Below are 18,006 nucleotides of genomic sequence, written 5' to 3'. Positions count from 1 at the left end.
CAGGAGTAACACCTCATGGCAATGTCAGGCGGCAAGGATGATGGCTCGCCGATGATGGATATGAACACGACGCCGTTGATCGACGTCATGCTCGTGCTCCTCATCATGTTCATCATCACCATCCCGGTTGCGACCAACTCGATCAATATTGATCTCCCGGTCAATTCCCAGACGACGACACCCCCGCCGATCAACCCGGTGAAGAACAAGATCGTTCTGACCCAGGACGACCGTATCCTCTGGAACGGCACGCCGATCGACGGCCCGACCCTCGCCAAGACGCTGGCGGACACCACCCGGATGGACCCGGAGCCCGAGCTCCAGTACCAGCCGGAAGCAGAAGCCAGCTACGACCTGTCGGCCAAGACGCTGCAGGTCATCAAGGCTTCGGGCGTCACGAAGTTCGGCTTCGTGGGTAACGAACAGTACCAGGTCTTCGGCAAGTAAGCCGAATGATCCGGTGCTTTCCTTTCGGAAAGCAGATCAAGGGGCGGAGCGATCCGCCCCTTTTTCTTTGTCCAAGGCGGGCGGGGGGCGGAGCGATCCACCCCTTTTTCTTTGTCTAGGGCGGGTGGGGGCGGAGCGATCCGCCCCTTTTCTTTGTCCGGACCAAGCAAGGGCCAGGAACCATCAGCGCGGCTCACCCCTCATCCGGCATCTCCACCGGATCGATCCGCATCGCCAGTCCGGCCAGCGTTTCCGCCTCCATCAGCAGGTCCTCGTCCGCCGCGCCCGACGGTAGCGTCTCGCGTCCGATCATCGAGAGTACCGGCACCGACAGCGGGCTGATCCGCTCCAGCGTGATGTGATCGACCTCGCGCGCCGCCCGGTCGAGAACGTCTGCCACACGCGCCACGTCGGTCATCCGCTGGCGGGCATCGGCCCAGGCCGCCTCGATCAGCAGATGATCGGGCTCATGCCGCTGGAGCACATCGAAGATCAGGTCAGTCGAGAACGTCACCTGCCGCCCGGACTTGCGCGCGCCGGGCTGCTGGCGCTCGACGAGGCCGGAGATCACCGCCACCTCGCGAAACGCGCGCCGCAGAAGGTGCGACTGCTGCACCCAGTCGACGAACTCGTGCGTCAGGATGTCCGGTGAGAGCAGCGCGGCCGGATCGTCGACCGCATGCAGCCCCCAGACCGACAGCGCATAGTCGGTGGCGACGAAGCCCAGCGGTCCCAGTCCCCGATCCTCCATCCGCCGGGTGATGAGCATCCCCAGCGACTGGTTCGCATTCCAGCCCTCAAAGGTGTAGTAGGTCGTATAGGCAAGGCCGCGATGCGGGAAGCTTTCCACCAGCAGGCGCCCCGGCGCCGGCAGGTGCGAGCGCCAATCCTGCACTTCCAGCCACTCGCGCACATCGTCGGGGAAGCGCGCCCAGCCCGCCCGGTCGGCCAGCATCGCCCGGACGCGATCGGCAAGATGCGTCGAGATCGGCATGCGCGCGCCCATGTAGCTGGGGATGGTCGCCGAGCGTTTCGCCGCCCGCACCACCAGTTCGAGATCGCGCAGGCTTTCCACTTCCAGATCGAGCCCGGCGAACCGGAAGGTATCGCCCGGCTTCAGGCTGGCCCCGAAATTCTCCTCGACCTTGCCCAGCGAGCGCCCGTTGCGAAACCGCACGTCGAGCATTTCGGCATCGACGATGATCCCGGCATTCAATCGATGGCGCGCGGCATGTTCGGGATGGGTCAGACGCCAGACGGCCTCTCCCCCATCCCCTCCCCGCTCCCGCACGATCCGGCGAAAGCGGTCGTAGGCCCGCAGCGCATAGCCACCGGTGGCCACGAAATCGAGCACCCGCGCCAGCACCCCCTCGTCCACCCACGCATAGGCCAGTGTCGAGCGGACCTCGGCCAGCAGGTCTACCTCGCGCTGTGGGCCGGCGCAGATGCAGCCCATCACGTGCTGGGCCAGCACGTCGAGACCACCGGGCCGGAAACCCTCGCCATCGCGCTGCCCGGCATGGACCGCCGCCTGCGCCGCGAAGGCCTCCAGAAACTCGAACCGGTTGCCCGGCACCAGCAGCGCCCTGCTTGGCTGGTCGAGCCGGTGGTTGGCGCGCCCGATCCGCTGGAGCAGGCGCGACGAGCCTTTGGGCGCGCCCATCTGCACCACCAGATCGATGTCGCCCCAGTCCACGCCGAGATCGAGGCTGGCGGTACAGACCAGCGCCCGCAGTTCGCCGCGCGCCATCGCCCCTTCCACCTTGCGCCGCGCCTCCTTCGACAGCGAGCCGTGATGGATGGCGATCGGCAGGTTATCGTCGTTCGCATCCCACAGGGACTGGAAGATATATTCGGCGAGGAAGCGCGTGTTGGTGAAGACCAGCGTGGTGCGGTGGTCGCGGATCTGCCGATAGAGCTGCGGGATTGCCCAGGTCGCGGCATGACCGCTCCACGGGATGCGCGCTTCCTCTGGCAGCAGGATCTCGACCTCGGGCGGCGCGCCGCTGTCGCCCTCGACCAGTTGCACCGTGTCGATCTCGCCCCACGGCGCCAGCCAGCCGCGATAGCCTTCGGGATCGGCCAGCGTCGCCGACAGCCCCACGCGCAACAGGTCGGGCGACAGCGCCTGCAAACGCCCGAGCGCGAGCGCGAGAAGATCGCCGCGCTTGCCGGTGGCGAAGGCATGGATCTCGTCAATCACCACGCGTTTGAGGCCCGCGAACAGCTCCGGCGCCTCGGGATAGGTCAGCAGCAGCGAGAGCGATTCGGGCGTGGTCAGCAGGACATGCGGCGGCCGGGCTCGCTGGCGGGCCTTGCGCTCGCTTGGCGTATCGCCGCTGCGCGCCTCGATCCGCATGTCGAGCCCCATTTCGGCAACAGGCGTCAGCAGGTTGCGCTGGACATCGTGGGCCAGCGCCTTCAGCGGCGAGACATAGAGCGTGTGCAGGCCTTGAGGCCCCGGTGCTCCCGCCAACGTAGACGGACAGAACGCCGCCAGCGTCGGCAGGAACCCTGCCAGCGTCTTGCCTGCGCCGGTATCGGCCATGACCAGCGCATGGCGCCCTGCCGCCTCAGCCTCCAGCACGCCGGTCTGGTGACGGCGCGGCTGCCAGCCTCTCCCGGCGAACCAGTCGGCAATCTCCGGGGGCAGGATCGCGGGATCGGTCATCCAGAGGAAAGTGGCAAGCCCTCCGGAACAAGACAAGAGCCTGCCGAAATGCTGCCCTTGCGCTCAACCTTCACCGGCACGCGGCGAGCCGTGGATCGCTTTGCGGTCCTTCACGTTGAACCAGCATGGGGGGCCGCAAGAGCCCTTTCGAGGGCGCCGGCTCCAAACAGCCAATCTCGAAACGTGGAGAGAGAGTCATGAACCGACGCGACATCGACAGCCGTTTCGGCAGCCATCAGTCCTACGCCGGAAGCTCCGGCAACCAGAGCGAAGGCTATGAAAGCCCCCGACAGGCCAACCAGCTGCATTCCGGTGGTGAACGGCAGGCCGGGGAACGACAGGCCGGTGGCGGCTGGGGCCAGGGCAGCGCCTCGCCCGACCTGCCGCCCTCCCGCGAGACCCGCAGCGAGAGCCCGACCAACCCGCGCGATGGCGAATATCGCCTGATCCGCGAAGAATCGCACCGCGATCGCTGGTCCGAGCCCGAAAACACCGCATCGCGCCGCGACCCCGTCTACCCGATGCGCAATTACGATGCCGCCTTCGGCAACGAGTTCCGGGACTTCACCAGCGAAGACTATGGCGGGCGCGATTTCTACGCCTCGCGCCGCCCGGTCGGCGGCGCATCGCCCAGCTACAGCTATCGCCCGACTTACGGGCCGGACTATGGCGGGGGCCTCATGCGCAGCGAATACTATGGCTCGGCGCGCGACGATAACGATGAAGGTTATGGCTCGTGGCGGCGCTATGGCGAGCAGCGCGGCTTTTTCGAGCGGGCGGGCGACGAGATCGCCAGCTGGTTCGGCGATCGCGATGCCGCCGCCCGGCGCCAGCAGGACCACCGCAGCGACCAGAGCGCCGACCAGAGCATCAATCACCGGGGTCGTGGTCCCTCGGACTATACCCGCTCCGACGAACGCATCCGCGAAGATGCCAACGATGCGCTCACGCATGACTGGATGCTCGATGCCAGCAACATCACGCTGACGGTGGCCGAAGGCGAGGTGACGCTCAGCGGTACGGTCGAGAGCCGTCACGCCAAGCGGCGCGCCGAAGACGTGATCGACAACGTTTCCGGCGTGAAGCACGTCCAGAACAATCTGCGCGTGGCAACAGGCGGTACGGGCGGCACGGCGGGCGCCTGATCGTACCGGTCTTGTCGCTACCGCTGTCGTGACGACGGCAGAAGGGGGAGCCCCATGCGGCTCCCCTTTTTGCATCAACCGCGCGGCAGATTTACGGCCAAGCCGGACAGCGCCAGCTGCTCCTCGATTTCCGCGAGCAACGCCTCCAGTCCTTCAGGCGCTGCCGCCTCGGCTCGCAAAGACAGGACTTCCTGCGTGTTTGAGGCGCGCAGCAGCCACCATCCCGTACCCCGGTTAACCCGCACGCCGTCGATCGCGACCATCGCGGCAGCACCGGCTTCCAGCCGCGCGCGAACCTCGTCGACGGTGGCGAACTTGCGGCTGGCACTTACCGGAACGCGCAGTTCGGGCGTCGCGAAGCTGGTCGGCATCGCAGCATGTAGCGCCGTCACGCTCTGCCCCAGCCGCGCCTGTGCCGCGATCAGTTCCACGGCGGCACAGACGCCGTCGTCGAAGCCGTACCAGTCCTCAGCCAGAAAGACGTGCCCGGTCGTTTCGCCACCCAGCAAGGCACCGGTTTCTTTCATTCTGGATTTGATATGCGAATGCCCTGCCTTCCACAGGTCGAGGCGCCCGCCTGCCTGTCGGATCAGGCTCTCCAACCCGGCAGAACTCTTGATATCGGCCACGATCTGCGCACCGGGATGCCGCAGCAGCAGATCGAGCGCATAGATCGCCAGCAGCTGATCCCCGGCAAGCGGGCGCCCGGCAGCATCCACCACACCCAGCCGATCGGCATCGCCATCGAAAGCGCAACCGAAATGGAGGCTCTTGGCCGCGACGAGCGCCTGCAGGTCTGCCAGATTTTCCACCTCGGAAGGGTCCGGGTGATGGTTCGGGAAAGTCCCGTCGACGGAGGTGAAAAGCAGATGATGTTCACCGGGAAGCTGACTGGTCAGCAGCTCGATGGCGGGACCGGCGGCGCCGTTTCCGGTATCCCAGCCGATCCGCAGGTCCGCCATGGCCTCGCGCTCCATGGGGCCGAGGCGCCTCAGGATCGCTTCGATCCAGCGTGGGAGAATATCCTCGCCCTCACTGCCCCCGGCACGTTCGAACCGCTGCCCGGTGCCCCCGAAGGCCGCCATGCCGAAGCCGCAGGCCGCGATTTCGCCGATCCGCTGGAGGTCGGCCCCGAAGACCGGTCTTCCCGCAAGTACTATCTTGAAACCGTTGTGATCCTTGGGATTGTGGCTGCCAGTTACCTGAATGCCGCCTACCACCTCCTGCATTGAAGCTTCGGCGAAATAGAGCATCGGCGTAGGCCCCATGCCGATGCGCACCACATCGATCCCGCCCGCGCAAAGGCCCTCCACCAGCGCTGCCTCCAGCATCGGCGAACTGAGACGGCCATCGCGGCACACGGCGATCCTGCCGTTGGAAAGCCCCGCCTCAACCACCGTCGCGGCGAAGGCACGCCCCAGCGCCCAGGCATCGGCCTCGTGAAGCGTTTCGTCGACTACGCCGCGCACATCGTATTCGCGAAGAAGGGTCGGGTGAAAACTATGTCCGGTCATGGCCCGATCCGTTCCATCATTTGCCCGTTCGGGCAAGAGCAAGGGCAGGGCTTCGATGTGCGCCTTCCCATATCGGGCAGACGCATATCGCCACCATGCCCCTTATCTGCTCCTGGGAGGCGCGTTCGAGGAAGCGGGGCAGCCTCATCCGCCCCTCAGCCCCCGTGCTGATGCATCCAGACCGCGATTTTCGAAATGACCTGTGCCTCGACGCCATAATAGCCGTGCGGCGACAGCGACCCGCAGGCTTGCGGTGAACGCTGCGCACCACCCCTGACCGTCAATACCCGAACGCTTGGCGCGTGTACCATCGCAGCTGCAATTTGCGGCGCCAACGCAGGGGGAGCGACATCGCAGGCGTCATCCCTGTTGGCCACCACCAGAACGGGAACCCGCACTTTGCCCGGATCGGCATCGAACACGGTTTCCGTGCTTCGCCGCCCCGGAACGGCCACGCTTTCTGTCAGGACAAGCCCGGAAAGCAGGCCCGGCTCGGCGCGCGATGCCGCGTTCGTTGCCGCAATCGTGCCCTGGCTCGTACCGAGCAGAAACACCGGCGCGTTCACCTGCCTGCGCGCATAGCGCGCCAGATCGTCCACCAGCCTGCCATACGCCGCAGCACTTCGCGCGCCGCGCATATTGGCATGGTCGATGCTGTCCGGGATCAGGACGGCATAGCCTCGCGCCACCCAGGCCAGTCGCGTTCGCACAACGAAGTTGTCGCCATGGCGCAGCTGGCCATCGCGCTCGATACCGATCTCTCCCGTTCCCCCCGGCAACATGACAAGCGTGGCGCGGGGGTGGGACGGCGCGACATAGAGGACACGCTGCATACCGCCCCCGAGCGGCAGATCGATCACCCGCTGTGCCGGGGAACCGACCTTTGGCGGTACGTGCGCGGCGGCCGCGCCCGACAGGGAAAACAGCCCGGCGCCCAGCGCGACAGCGACGATTCTCGACAGGCTCAAAGGTATCCTCCGGGCTAGGAAATCATCGCTCCTATCGGCTCGATGCTGAACCCGGACAGGACCGGTCGGTCACTCGATATTCACAGGTGCTGCGATCGGATCGCCGACATGCTCACGCTCGATCGCCCACCGAACTCAATGTCCGCGAGGCAGGCCCGCAAAGCGATATTCCGCCAGCGTCTTCACGATCTGGCCGTTCTCGTCGACCACGGCCATGCCGATCCCCTCCACTGTTCCGCTGGCTCTGGGCGGCGTGGCCGCTGCGCTCGCGACGAAATCGGCCAGCTTCGGGTTGGTCTCGTTCGCCAGCAAGGTCAGATGCGGGTCGAACTGCATGAAGACGTTGGGCGAACCATAGCGTTCGAACGCCGGAAGCTTGGCAGGATAGGCCGACATCCACGTCGGCGCCTTCACGTCATGATCGCGCAAAGGCTCGGCTGTCACCGTCACCAGATCGGCCAGCCGCTGAAGCTCGGCAGAGCGGTCCACGCCGAGGAACAGCCAGTTGCTGGGGTGACCTGCAGGCCGCCGACAGTGAGCGGAAACGCCTTTCGCCCCTTCGCCAGCTTGCGGATCGCGGCCTTGAGCGCGGGCTCGGCACTGACCGGATAACGCGTGAGATAGAGCGTGGCGTGGACGGCGTGGCCCTGCCGATAGAACGTCGTCATGCCCTGCGCGGCCAGACTGTCGCTGACTTTCGCCATGGCATCGACCACCGGCTGCGACGGAATCGCGTAGATGTCGATGCTCACCGCATTTTCGGCATAGGCCGGGGCAGCGATGGCAAGCAACGGAGCGGCAAGCAGAAAGGCACGGCGCAGCATCGGGGCAGTTCTCCGTTCGGGCACAGGAAAACCATGCCTGTAAAACTTCATGAAAGTTGCAATAGCAAGGTCCGAGCGGGCCACCAAGGCGTCACACGCCGCCGATTTCAATCCATGGCGGCTATCAGTGCAGTCTGCTGCGCTTCGACGATCCGCAGGAAAACGCGTTCGTCGTCCAAGGCGCGCGACAGCACGATTGCCCCCTGAATGGCCGACACGGCCTCTTCTGCCAGCAAGGCAGCCCGTTCCGGCGCGACACCCCTCTCTCCAGGCACACGGCAAGCGAGGATATCCAGCGGGAGAAATAGCCCTTCACCCGGTCGGCAAAACCATCGCGCGACGAACCCAGCCCGATCCACCCCAGGAGGCAAACGCGACCGCCCGCCTGGAAATAGGTCGTGACGTCACCCATCATGAAACGGATCGCGGCGGCTCCATGGCCTGCCTGCTCCAGCCGCAGGAAGACCGTCCGTTCGAACCAGCCGTCGATGTCAGCCAGTACGGCCGCTATCATCTCTTCCTTGCCGCCGGGGAAGAAGTTGTAGAGGCTTCCCCTGCCCAGCCCGGTAGCACTCGAAAGCACGGCCAGACTGGCCCCTTCGTAGCCATGTTCACGAAATGCCTCGGCCAGCGCGGGCAGACATGCCACCCGCTCGGTCATGATGCGCTTGCCGGTCAAAGGCCCAGATCGCTCAACGACGGATGATCGTCCGGGCGGCGACCGAGCGGCCAGCGGAACAGCCGATCGCCTTCCAAAATCGGGAGATCGTTGATCGAGGCGATACGACGGACCATCAGCCCCGCCGCATCGAATTCCCAGTTCTCGTTGCCGTAGGAGCGAAACCATGCGCCGCTGTCGTCATGCCATTCATAGGCGAAGCGCACAGCGATGCGATTTTCCTGCCAGGCCCAGACTTCCTTGATCAGGCGATAGTCCAGTTCCTTCGCCCACTTGGCGGTCAGAAACCCGACGATAGCCTCGCGTCCGGTCAGGAACACGTCGCGGTTACGCCACACGCTATCGGGCGAATAGGCCAGCGACACCCGCTCCGGATCGCGACTGTTCCAGGCATCCTCGGCCATGCGCGCCTTCTGCGCAGCAGTTTCGCGAGTGAACGGCGGTAAAGGAGGACGAGACATGAACGATCTCCATCGATGTTTTACCGATCGGTACAACCACTGCTATCACCGGTCAATCGATAGCCACGCCTCGCTGCCGCGCGAGTGCCCTTTCATGCAGACCACCGAGCAGAACCACGCTCACCGCCGCGCCGATCAGGCAGGTGAGCATATCCCACTGGGTATCCCACGGATCGCCCTGCATGCCGAGAAAGGCGTCCGCCCCCTGCCCCATCCCCATTGCCGCGCCGAACTCGATCAGTTCGTACAGCGCACTGACGGCAAGGCAGCAGGCGAGCGTCAGCCCGGTCAGCAGCACACCGCGCGGCAGGCGCCCCAGCCGGATCAGGATTTCGCGGAACACCACTGCGGGAACGAACCCCTGAGCGAAATGGCCGATGCGGTCGTAGGGATTGCGGGCAAGGCCAAGCGACTGCTCCAGCACATACCCCAGCGGCACCCGCTCATAGGTATAGGCCCCTCCCAGCATCAGGATCAGCCCGTGAACGGCGATCAGTACCAGCGCGAGGCGGGTCAGCGGGAAGCGCCGTGCCGTGGCCCACAGCACCGGCAGCGCGATCACCGCAGGCGCGACTTCCATCGCCCACGTCGTGCGGTCGAAAGGGTGCCAGCCGGACAGCAGCAATCCGGCAATCCAGATCGCGGTCAGCACCGACAGGTCGGACCGCGCTCTGGCCATCGGGATCAGCCCTGCGCGCCCGGATCGAGCGCCGCGAGCAGCGTATCGCGTGCGGCGTTGGCGGCGTGGACCTGCTCGTTGCTGCCGCCCCGGTCCGGGTGGACCTCGGCCAGCTTGCGGCGGTGCGCGTCGAGGATGTCCTTGCGACCGGCGCTGTCGGGCACACCCAGCAGCGCGCGGGCCTGTGCCAGCGCGAAAGCGCCCTGCCCATTCGCCGCATCGCCGCCGCGCGGAGGCAGTGTTTTCTTTTCCCACGGCCAGCGGCCCGAGACCATCTTCCACACGACGCAGGCCAGCACCGCGATCAGGATCAGCTTGCTCATGCCTCGGTCGCGAACTCGAAGTCGGGCTGGCGCGCGGCAGGCATCGGCAGGTTGAGCCCGGCGACAAGGCCGCGCAGTTCCTGTCGTGCCACCAGATGGCTGGTGCCCAGCTCGCCCAGATGACCCTTGTCGAGCAGCGTCAGCCCCGAGGGGAACAGCTCGCGATAGATCACGCGCTCGGACAAGCCGGGCGAGATGCGGAAGCCGACACGCTTGGAAAGCTCCTGCAACGCCTCGTTGATGCGGCGCATGTTGCGCGCCTCGACGTGCTGGACGCGGTTGCGCACCACCACCCAGTCCAGTTCGCGGCGCCCCTGCTGGATCGTCGCCATCGAGCGCTTCTTGCGGGTTTCCCACATGAGCTCGGCATAGAACGACAGGCGCTTCACCTTGAAGCTTTCGGAATCGACCTGACCGATCAGGTCGAAGTCGATGAAGCTGTCGTTCAGCGGCGTCACCAGCGTATCTGCCGTGGTGGCGACGTGGCGGGCGAAATCGTCGTCACGCCCCGGCGTGTCGAAGATCAGGAAGTCGTAATCCTCGGCGATGGCCTCGGCCATGTCGTCGAGTTCGGCGGTCTCGTTGCCGTCGTAGACCGCAAAGCGCGTGCCGGGCAGCGCGATCTCGCGGCGACGCTCGGTGTCCAGCCGGTTCTCCATGTAGCGGTAGAACGTGCGCTGGCGCGGATCGAGGTCGATCGCGGCCACTTTGGCGCCCTGATAGGCAAGCGCGATGGCGACGTGGACCGCCGTGGTGGACTTGCCGGTGCCGCCCTTTTCGTTGGCGAAGACGATACGATGCGCAGTCACGGGTCGCGGCTCTTTCAAGGTTGACGAAACGATCGGTTTGCAAAGCGTTTGCCCCATCCCCCGGCACCCGGCTAAAGGCCGCATCCGTGGGCTGGACATGGCCCTTCATACCGGAGCACGCAGAGGCAATGCAAACTCTCCACGAGACTGATCCACTGCGGCGTGCAGTGGCCCACTTGCGCCAGAGCGGCACCATCGCGCTGGTGCCCACCATGGGCGCGCTGCACGAAGGCCATCTGACGCTGGTGCGCGAGGCGAAAAAGCGCGCCGATCACGTCGTCGTCTCGATCTTCGTGAACCCGCGCCAGTTCGGCCCCGGCGAGGATCTCGACGCCTATCCCCGCACCCTCGCGCGCGATTGCGAGCTGGTGGAAGGCGCGGGCGCCGCGCTCGTCTGGGCACCCTCGGTCGAGGCGATGTACCCGGCGGGCTTTGCCACCAACATCAGCGTCTCGGGCGTCAGCGAAGGGCTGTGCGGCGGTTCGCGCCCCGGCCACTTCGACGGCGTGGCCACCGTGGTCTGCAAGCTGTTCAACCAGGTGCAGCCCGACGTGGCCCTGTTCGGCGAGAAGGACTGGCAGCAACTCGCGGTCATCCGCCGCATGGCGCGCGACCTTGATCTGACTGCGCCACACGTGGATTCGATCCTCGGCGTTCCCACCGTGCGCGAGGCGGACGGCCTCGCCCGCTCCTCGCGCAATGCCTACCTCTCCGCAGACGACCGCAGCCGCGCCGCCGCCCTGCCCGAAGCGATGAAGCACGCCATCGGCGCGATCGAGAGCGGCGCCCCGGTTCCCGCCACGCTCGACCTCCTCGCCCACGCGCTGGTCGACGCCGGGTTCGCCTCGGTCGACTACGCCGAACTGCGCGATGCCCAGAGCCTTGAGGTACTTTCCGAACGCGAAAACGCGCCGATGCGGCTGCTGGTCGCGGCACGGATCGGCAAGGCGCGGCTGATCGACAATATGGGCGTTGCGCCGGTTTGAGGATTTGAAAGCTTGAAGGGGAGGATTCCGGGGCCAGAGGCCCCAGACCCCGTTACGTCTTCCGACGCCGGCCTTAACCTTCAGGCGGACCCACTTCGTGTCCATACGGCAGGATACGCGACAATCTCACCCAGCGCTTAACGCCCGCGCCGGGAGACGTTCAGGGGTGCAGGGGGGCTCAGCTCCCCTGCCTTTAACTTACTCTACCTCCCAAAAACACCAAACCCCGACGCCAGCCTTTCGCCAGCGCCGGGGTTTCCTTCAGGTGCGACCCGTCGGGGTGTCAGTCGAGGACGGTGCGTTCCTCGCTGGGGTCGGTGTGGAACTCGTGCCACACGCCGTTGATGATGCCGAAGCCCACGGCGAGGCCGGTCCCCAGTATCCAGGCGAAGTACCACATGGCGTTATCTCCTCAGTAGAAATCGGGGTTGAGCGTGACTTCGCGCATCGTCACCCGGCCGAACATCACCTTGTAGACCCAGGCGGTGTAGAGCAGGATCAGCGGCAGGAAGATCACGGTAGCGATCAGCATCGTGAACAGCGTGCCATGGCTGGACGAGGCGTTCCACGCGGTGAGGCTGGAGGCCGGGTCGATCGAGCTGGGCAGGATGTAGGGGAACATCGAAAGGCCCACGCTGGCGATCACGCCCACGTTGGTCAGCGCCGATCCGGTGATGACCAGCTTGTCCGCCTTGGTGCGGATGCCGAGGAAGGCGAGCACCGGCCCGGCAAGGCCCAGCAGCGGTGCGATCAGCATCCAGGGATGGGCGCCGTAGTTGTCCATCCAGGCGCCGCCCGCGCGCACCGTCTCGGTCAGGCGCGGGTTCGACGGGCCGAAGGGATCGGCGGCGCTCACCATGTGATAACCGATGCCGCCCTTGGCCAGCCAGATCCCGCCGATGGCATAGAGCACCAGCGCCAGCACGGCGGCGACCTGTCCATAGGCCTGTGCGCGCTGACGGACCGGGCCGTCCTCCAGCTTGATCGTCAGCCAGCCCGCGCCGTGGAGCACCAGCATCGAGACCGAGACCAGCCCGGCGAGCAGCGCGAAGGGGCTGAACAGGCCCAGCAGCGAGCCTTCGTAGAACGAGCGCAGGTCGCTATCGAGGCGGAAGGGAATGCCCTGAAGGACATTGCCGACCGCGACGCCGAACACCAGCGCGGGCACGAAGCCGCCGACGAACAGCGCCCAGTCCCAGCGCTTGCGCCATGCAGGGTCGGGCCGCTTCGAGCGGTACTTGAAGCCCACGGGCCGCAGGATGAACGAGGCGAGCACCAGGAACATCGCGAGGTAGAAGCCCGAGAAGCTGACGGCATAGACGAAGGGCCAGGCGGCGAAGATCGCGCCGCCGCCCAGAATGAACCACACCTGGTTGCCTTCCCAGGTGGGGCCGATGGCGTTGATCACCATGCGGCGCTCGGCATCGGTGCGCCCGGCGAAGGGCAGCAGCGCTGCAGAGCCGAGGTCGAAACCGTCGGTCAGCGCGAAGCCGATCAGCAGCACGCCGAGCAGCGCCCACCAGATCACCCGCAGCGTCTCGTAGTCTAAGGGAATGGACATGGGAAATGCCTTTCGGTGGAGGGCGTTATTCGGCCGGGACGGCGGTGAAGCGGGCGGCCTCGTCGCTCGCCTCTTCCTTGCCGCGCCATTCGACGTAGGGTTCCGGGCCATGGCTGATCGCCGAGAGCATCAGGCGCACCTCGATCACGGCCATCACGCCATAGATCGCGGTGAAACCGGCGATGGTCGCCCAGATCTGCGGCACGGTGAGGCTGGAAGCGCCCAGGAACGTCGGCAGCACGCCGTCGACCGCCCAGGGCTGGCGTCCCAGCTCGGCCACCGCCCAGCCGAACTCGATCGCGATCCACGGCAGCGGCATCGCGAAAAGAGCGACGCGCAGGAAGGCCTTCTTGTCGAACCGGCGGTTGACCGAGAAGAACAGCGCGGTGGCGAAGAAGGCGACCAGGAAGAAGCCGATGAAAGCCATCACGCGGAACAGCCAGAACAGCACCGGCACGTTGGGAACGGTATCCCATGCCGCCTTCTGGATCGTCGCCGCATCGGCCTTGCGCGGGTCTGCCACGTACTTCTTGAGCAGCAGCGCATAGCCCAGATCGTCCTTGTTGCGCTCGAACGCTTCGCGCGCGACGGGATCGGTCTCGTTGACCTTCAGCTTCTCGACCGCGTCGTAGGCAACGATGCCGTGTTCGATGCGATCCTCGGCGCGGGCAACCAGCGGCAGGATGCCGTTGACCTGCCCGGTCAGGCTGCGCGTGGCGATCAGGCCCAGCACATAGGGCACTTCGATCTCGTACTTCGTCTTGTGCTCGGCGACCGAGGGCAGACCGAACACGGCGATCCCGGCAGGCGCCTTGGCGGTTTCCCAGGCACCTTCGATGGCGGCCAGCTTCATCTGCTGGTTGTCGGTGAGCGTGTAACCGCTCTCGTCACCCAGCACGACCGCCGAAAGCGAGGCGGCCAGACCGAACGCGGCGGCCACGGTGAAGCTGCGCTTGGCCAGTTCGATATGACGGCCCTTGAGCAGGTAGAACGCCGAGACGCCCAGCACGAACACGCTGGCGCAGACGTACCCGGCGCTGACGGTGTGGACGAACTTGGCCTGCGCCACCGGGTTGAAGATCACGTCGGCGAAGTTGGTCACTTCCATGCGCATCGTGGCGGGATCGAACTTCGCGCCCGTCGGGTGCTGCATCCAGCCGTTGGCGACCAGAATCCACAGCGCCGACAGGTTCGTGCCCAGCGCCACCATGAACGTCACGAACAGGTGCTTGCGCTTCGACAGGCGATCCCAGCCGAAGAACATCACGCCCACGAAGGTCGCCTCCAGGAAGAAGGCCATCAGCCCCTCGATGGCGAGCGGCGCGCCGAAGATGTCGCCCACATAGTGCGAGTAATAGGCCCAGTTGGTGCCGAACTCGAACTCCATGGTCAGGCCGGTCGAGACGCCGAGGACGAAGTTGATGCCGAACAGCTTGCCCCAGAAGCGGGTGACGTCCCGCCAGATGGGCCTATCGGTCATCACATAGACGCTCTCCATGATGACCAGCATGAAGGAAAGGCCGAGCGTCAGCGGCACGAAAAGAAAGTGGTACAGCGCCGTCAAGGCGAACTGCAGGCGGGATAGTTCCACCACGGCCATGTCGATCATGTTCGATCCTGCTCTGGTGTCGGGGTCGGCGCGCCCTCAAAGGTTGCGCCGGCAAGGTTGAAAACGTAAGGGTCGCGCCGAGTCCCGGCCCTTGCGGCTGGCCATATACTCCTGCTCGGCATCGCGATTTGACACGCATCAAATACCTGGGCTGCTGGCTGCTGGATCTTGCCGGCGCTGCGCTTTTCTCGTTCGGCATCGCCCTTGCCGTCGCCACATTCGCCCGCCACGCGCTGGCCCACACGCCATTTGCCCCCTCGCGGGCGGACGCTTTCGAGCTGCTCGGCCCGGCGGCGATGATCGTGGGCGGCGCGCTGCTGCGCGCGCTGGGCACCTATGCGGTGGACCGGGTGGCGGTGATCGACGCGCAGGCGGCGGCGGGCACCTTGCGCGCCTCGCTCTGGCCGCGCCTGCTGGGCGGCGTTCTGCCCGCCCCGCTCGCCAGCGGCACCAGTGCCACGCTCGCCATCGACCATGTCGGCGCCATCGAGAACCGCGACCTGCGTTTCCAGCCGGTGCGCATGGCCGCCGGGATCGGCCCGCTGGTGGTGGCGCTGCTGGTCGCGCCTGCCAGCTGGGTCGCCAGCGCGATCATGCTGGGAACGCTGGTGTTCTTCGTGGTCGGCATGATCCTGGCGGGCACCGCCGCGCGCCGCGCCTCGGACCGCCAGCTGGCCGCGCTCGCCGCGCTGTCGGGCCTGTTCGTGGACCGGGTGACGCACCTGCCGCTGATCCGCCACTTCGGCGCCGAACAGCGCCTGTCAAAGCAGGTCCGGCAGGCGACCGGCGAAGTCGCCGCGCGCACCGTCACCGTGCTGCGCGCCGCCTTCCTGTCGAGCGCGGTGCTGGAGTTCTTCTCCGCCCTCGCGATCGCGCTCGTCGCGGTCTATTGCGGGTTCTCGCTGCTCGGCCTGCTGCCCTTCCCGGCGCCCGAGCACCTGACGCTGGAGCGCGCGTTCTTCGTGCTGACGATGGCGCCCGAATTCTACCTGCCGATGCGCCGCCTTGCCGCCGCCTATCACGAAAAGCAGCTGGGCGAGGCCGCCGAGGCCGCGCTCGCGCCGTGGGAGGAGACACCCGCCCCGCCAGTGCAGATGCCTGAGGCCACCTTCACGGGCCTCGTGGTGGAAGGCCTGCGCCTCGATCTGCCCGGCGTGGCGATCGCCCCGCTGGGCTTCACGCTGGCGCCCCACGATTTCGTCGCGCTGACCGGACCGACCGGCAGTGGCAAGACCTCGACCCTCGCCGCCATCGCCGGACAGCTTGCGCTGGCGCAGGGCTCGGTCACGGATGCGCAGGGCCAGCCGCTTGCCCCCGGCGCGATCGCCTGGGCCGCACAGCGCCCGCTGCTGCTGACCGGTACGCTGCGCCGCAATCTCGCCCTTGCGGCACCCGACGCTGACGAGGCGGCCATCCTCGCTGCCGCCCAGCGCGTCGGCCTCGGCCCGCTGCTCGACGCGCGCGGCGAGCTGGACCTGCATCTCGATCACGCCGGATCGGGCCTCTCGGGCGGAGAGCGCCGCCGCATCGGGCTGGCCCGCGCGATCCTCTCGGCCCGCCCGCTGATGCTCTGCGACGAGCCCACCGCCGATCTCGACGCCGACAGCGCCGCCGCGATCACCGCACTACTCGCTGAACTGGCGCAGGAACGCTGCCTGCTGGTCGCCACCCACGATGCCGCGCTCGTCGCTGCCGCCAACCGGGAGATCGCGCTGTGAAAGCCGACAACGGGAAGACAGGTATCCTCGACATCGCCGGGCTGGGCCGCGCGCGCCTGATGTGGGCGAGCCTGTGCGCGGTGGCGGCCGCCATTGCCGCCATTGGCCTGCTCGGCGTCTCGGGCTGGTTCCTGACCGGCGCGGCCATCGCCGGGGCAGGCGGCTTCGCCACCGCCAGCGCCTTCAACTACCTGATCCCCAGCGCGCTGATCCGCCTGATGGCGATCGTGCGCACGCTGGCGCGCTATGGCGAGCGGATCGTCGGCCACAAGGTTGCGCTGGAAGGCATGGCCGAGTTTCGCGGCGGGCTGTTCGACAAGCTCTCCGCACAGGACAGCCGCCGCGCGCCCGACACCTCGCCCGGCGAAGCGGCAGGCCGCCTGATAGACGATGTGCAGGCGCTGGAGGATCTGGTGATCCGCCAGCCCGCCAGGCACGCCGCCATCGCCTCGGCGCTCGTCAGCGTGCTTCTGGTCGCGTTCTGCGGTGTTCTTCCCGCGCTTTGGCTGATCGCCGTGATGGCCGCGCTGCCGGTGATTTTCACCAAGGTTTCCAATCGCCTGACCACTGCCCCGGCACACGATCTGGCAGAGGCATTGGGAGACCTTCGCAGCGGCTGGATCGAACTGGCCGCTGCCCGTGCCGAGATCGCCGCCTATGGTCTGGCCCCGCAGGCCGAGGCCGAACTCGCCCCGCTGATCACGCGCCTGAACGCCGCCCGCGCCCGTCTGGTCCGCGCCGAAGCGCTGCAAGGCGCGCTGCTGTCGGTCTACGGCGCGCTCGCGGTGGCAGGCGTGTTGCTGCTCGCACCCTCTGGCCACGCGCATGCCCCAATGGTCGCGCTGGCGATGCTGGCGACCGCCTCCGCCATCGAAGCGATGGGCGGCTTTTCGCGCAGCCTGCTGCGCCGCGCCTCGCTGCACGCCGGGATCGAGCGGCTGAGCATGCTCCACGCGCTGGAGGGCACGCCCGAACCAACGCCCGAACCTGCCACTGCCGCCGCGATCACGCTGGGCACGCACACTTTCGCGCCCGGCAGCCGCGTGACGCTGACCGGCGCCTCGGGATCGGGCAAGACCCGCGTGCTCGATGCTTTCGCCGGGCTCCATCCCGCCCATGTCGCACTGGCGCTGGACGGCATGGCGCTGGATCGGCACACCGCCGATGGCCTGCGCGCGCAGTTCGCGCTCTCGCCGCAGGACGCTGCGATGCTCGTCGGCACGATTGCCGACAACCTGCGCATCGCCCGCCCCGGCCTGACCGACGCGCAGATGTGGCAGGCGCTGGACATCGCGCAGCTTCGCCAGCGGGTGGAGCGCATGCCCGCCGGGCTCGACACCCTGCTCGGCGAAAGCGGCGGAACGCTTTCGGGCGGCGAGCGCAAGCGCCTGTCGCTCGCCCGCGCGCTGCTGGCGGGACGCGCGTGGCTGCTGCTCGACGAGCCCACCGAAGGGCTGGACGCGACGACGGAAGGTGCACTGGTGACGGCGCTGGAGGCCTGGCTCGACGCCACCGGCACCGGCCTGCTGCTGGTTTCGCACCGCACCGCACCGCTGGCGCTGTGCCGCGAGAGCGTTGCCATCGAGAGCCTGTCTGCGGATTGACCGGCACC

General features: G+C 66.9%; 18 protein-coding genes. 5 read left to right on the top strand and 13 right to left on the bottom strand.

Annotation, left to right across the window (positions count from 1 at the left end; all coding sequences use genetic code 11):
- Positions 1-15: 15 nt before the first annotated feature.
- Entirely contained in the window at positions 16-447 is a 432-nt protein-coding gene (locus tag CI805_RS03805; RefSeq protein ID WP_260926411.1) for an ExbD/TolR family protein, read from the top strand.
- Between the two features lie 193 nt (positions 448-640).
- Here CI805_RS03805 and CI805_RS03800 read toward each other — a convergent pair whose 3' ends face one another.
- Positions 641-3,118, bottom strand: a complete 2,478-nt coding sequence (locus tag CI805_RS03800) for a ligase-associated DNA damage response DEXH box helicase (protein WP_260926410.1) — start codon at positions 3,116-3,118, stop codon at positions 641-643.
- Between the two features lie 197 nt (positions 3,119-3,315).
- Between CI805_RS03800 and CI805_RS03795 the strand changes: the two genes are divergently transcribed.
- Positions 3,316-4,263: a BON domain-containing protein gene (locus CI805_RS03795; protein ID WP_260926409.1), complete on the top strand. Its 948-nt coding sequence runs from the start codon at positions 3,316-3,318 to the stop codon at positions 4,261-4,263.
- A 74-nt stretch (positions 4,264-4,337) separates the two neighbouring features.
- Here CI805_RS03795 and pgmG read toward each other — a convergent pair whose 3' ends face one another.
- From pgmG to CI805_RS03750, 9 genes are all read right to left on the bottom strand, one after another.
- The gene (gene pgmG / locus CI805_RS03790; protein WP_260926408.1) at positions 4,338-5,777 is read right to left on the bottom strand and encodes a phosphoglucomutase/phosphomannomutase PgmG; all 1,440 of its coding nucleotides are present in this window, start codon (positions 5,775-5,777) and stop codon (positions 4,338-4,340) included.
- A 155-nt stretch (positions 5,778-5,932) separates the two neighbouring features.
- On the bottom strand, positions 5,933-6,745 hold the full coding sequence (locus CI805_RS03785) for an alpha/beta hydrolase (protein WP_260926407.1): 813 nt from the start codon (positions 6,743-6,745) through the stop codon (positions 5,933-5,935).
- 135 nt (positions 6,746-6,880) lie between these two features.
- Positions 6,881-7,234 carry a hypothetical protein gene (locus CI805_RS03780; protein WP_260926406.1) on the bottom strand — a complete coding sequence of 118 codons (354 nt, stop codon included), beginning with the start codon at positions 7,232-7,234 and terminating at the stop codon, positions 6,881-6,883.
- Positions 7,192-7,569, bottom strand: a complete 378-nt coding sequence (locus tag CI805_RS03775; protein ID WP_260926405.1) for a hypothetical protein — start codon at positions 7,567-7,569, stop codon at positions 7,192-7,194. The genes CI805_RS03780 and CI805_RS03775 overlap by 43 nt, the downstream gene beginning before the upstream one ends.
- A 124-nt stretch (positions 7,570-7,693) precedes the next feature.
- Entirely contained in the window at positions 7,694-8,248 is a 555-nt protein-coding gene (locus CI805_RS03770; RefSeq protein ID WP_260926404.1) for a TetR/AcrR family transcriptional regulator, read from the bottom strand.
- Positions 8,245-8,709, bottom strand: coding sequence for a nuclear transport factor 2 family protein (locus tag CI805_RS03765; RefSeq protein WP_260926402.1), 465 nt, complete (start codon positions 8,707-8,709; stop codon positions 8,245-8,247). The genes CI805_RS03770 and CI805_RS03765 overlap by 4 nt, the downstream gene beginning before the upstream one ends.
- Before the next feature lie 52 nt (positions 8,710-8,761).
- On the bottom strand, positions 8,762-9,388 hold the full coding sequence (locus CI805_RS03760) for a DUF2238 domain-containing protein (RefSeq protein ID WP_260926400.1): 627 nt from the start codon (positions 9,386-9,388) through the stop codon (positions 8,762-8,764).
- Positions 9,389-9,393: 5 nt separating this feature from the next.
- The gene (locus CI805_RS03755; RefSeq protein ID WP_260926398.1) at positions 9,394-9,711 is read right to left on the bottom strand and encodes a J domain-containing protein; all 318 of its coding nucleotides are present in this window, start codon (positions 9,709-9,711) and stop codon (positions 9,394-9,396) included.
- Positions 9,708-10,520, bottom strand: a complete 813-nt coding sequence (locus tag CI805_RS03750; RefSeq protein ID WP_260926396.1) for a division plane positioning ATPase MipZ — start codon at positions 10,518-10,520, stop codon at positions 9,708-9,710. The genes CI805_RS03755 and CI805_RS03750 overlap by 4 nt, the downstream gene beginning before the upstream one ends.
- Positions 10,521-10,648: 128 nt before the next feature.
- Here CI805_RS03750 and panC point away from each other — a divergent pair, with 128 nt between their 5' ends.
- Complete coding sequence (gene panC, locus CI805_RS03745; protein ID WP_260926394.1) at positions 10,649-11,506, top strand: pantoate--beta-alanine ligase; 858 nt, start codon at positions 10,649-10,651, stop codon at positions 11,504-11,506.
- A gap of 283 nt (positions 11,507-11,789) precedes the next feature.
- Here the strand turns inward: panC and cydX are convergent, their stop codons facing one another.
- The 3 genes from cydX to CI805_RS03730 are packed head-to-tail and all read right to left on the bottom strand — an operon-like array spanning position 11,790 to position 14,673.
- Positions 11,790-11,906, bottom strand: a complete 117-nt coding sequence (gene cydX / locus CI805_RS03740) for a cytochrome bd-I oxidase subunit CydX (protein WP_260926387.1) — start codon at positions 11,904-11,906, stop codon at positions 11,790-11,792.
- 12 nt (positions 11,907-11,918) lie between these two features.
- Complete coding sequence (gene cydB / locus CI805_RS03735) at positions 11,919-13,067, bottom strand: cytochrome d ubiquinol oxidase subunit II (RefSeq protein WP_260926385.1); 1,149 nt, start codon at positions 13,065-13,067, stop codon at positions 11,919-11,921.
- 25 nt (positions 13,068-13,092) lie between these two features.
- Positions 13,093-14,673 carry a cytochrome ubiquinol oxidase subunit I gene (locus tag CI805_RS03730; protein ID WP_260927769.1) on the bottom strand — a complete coding sequence of 527 codons (1,581 nt, stop codon included), beginning with the start codon at positions 14,671-14,673 and terminating at the stop codon, positions 13,093-13,095.
- A 131-nt stretch (positions 14,674-14,804) separates the two neighbouring features.
- Between CI805_RS03730 and CI805_RS03725 the strand changes: the two genes are divergently transcribed.
- Positions 14,805-16,394: an ATP-binding cassette domain-containing protein gene (locus CI805_RS03725; protein WP_260926383.1), complete on the top strand. Its 1,590-nt coding sequence runs from the start codon at positions 14,805-14,807 to the stop codon at positions 16,392-16,394.
- Complete coding sequence (locus tag CI805_RS03720; RefSeq protein WP_260926378.1) at positions 16,391-17,998, top strand: amino acid ABC transporter ATP-binding/permease protein; 1,608 nt, start codon at positions 16,391-16,393, stop codon at positions 17,996-17,998. Before CI805_RS03725 ends, CI805_RS03720 begins: the two co-directional genes overlap by 4 nt.
- Positions 17,999-18,006: the final 8 nt, after the last annotated feature.

Origin of the sequence: Novosphingobium sp. 9 (genome assembly GCF_025340265.1) — a bacterium.
In the GTDB taxonomy this organism is placed as follows: Bacteria; Pseudomonadota; Alphaproteobacteria; order Sphingomonadales; family Sphingomonadaceae; genus Novosphingobium.
This window is presented reverse-complemented; position numbering and strand designations above follow the sequence as displayed.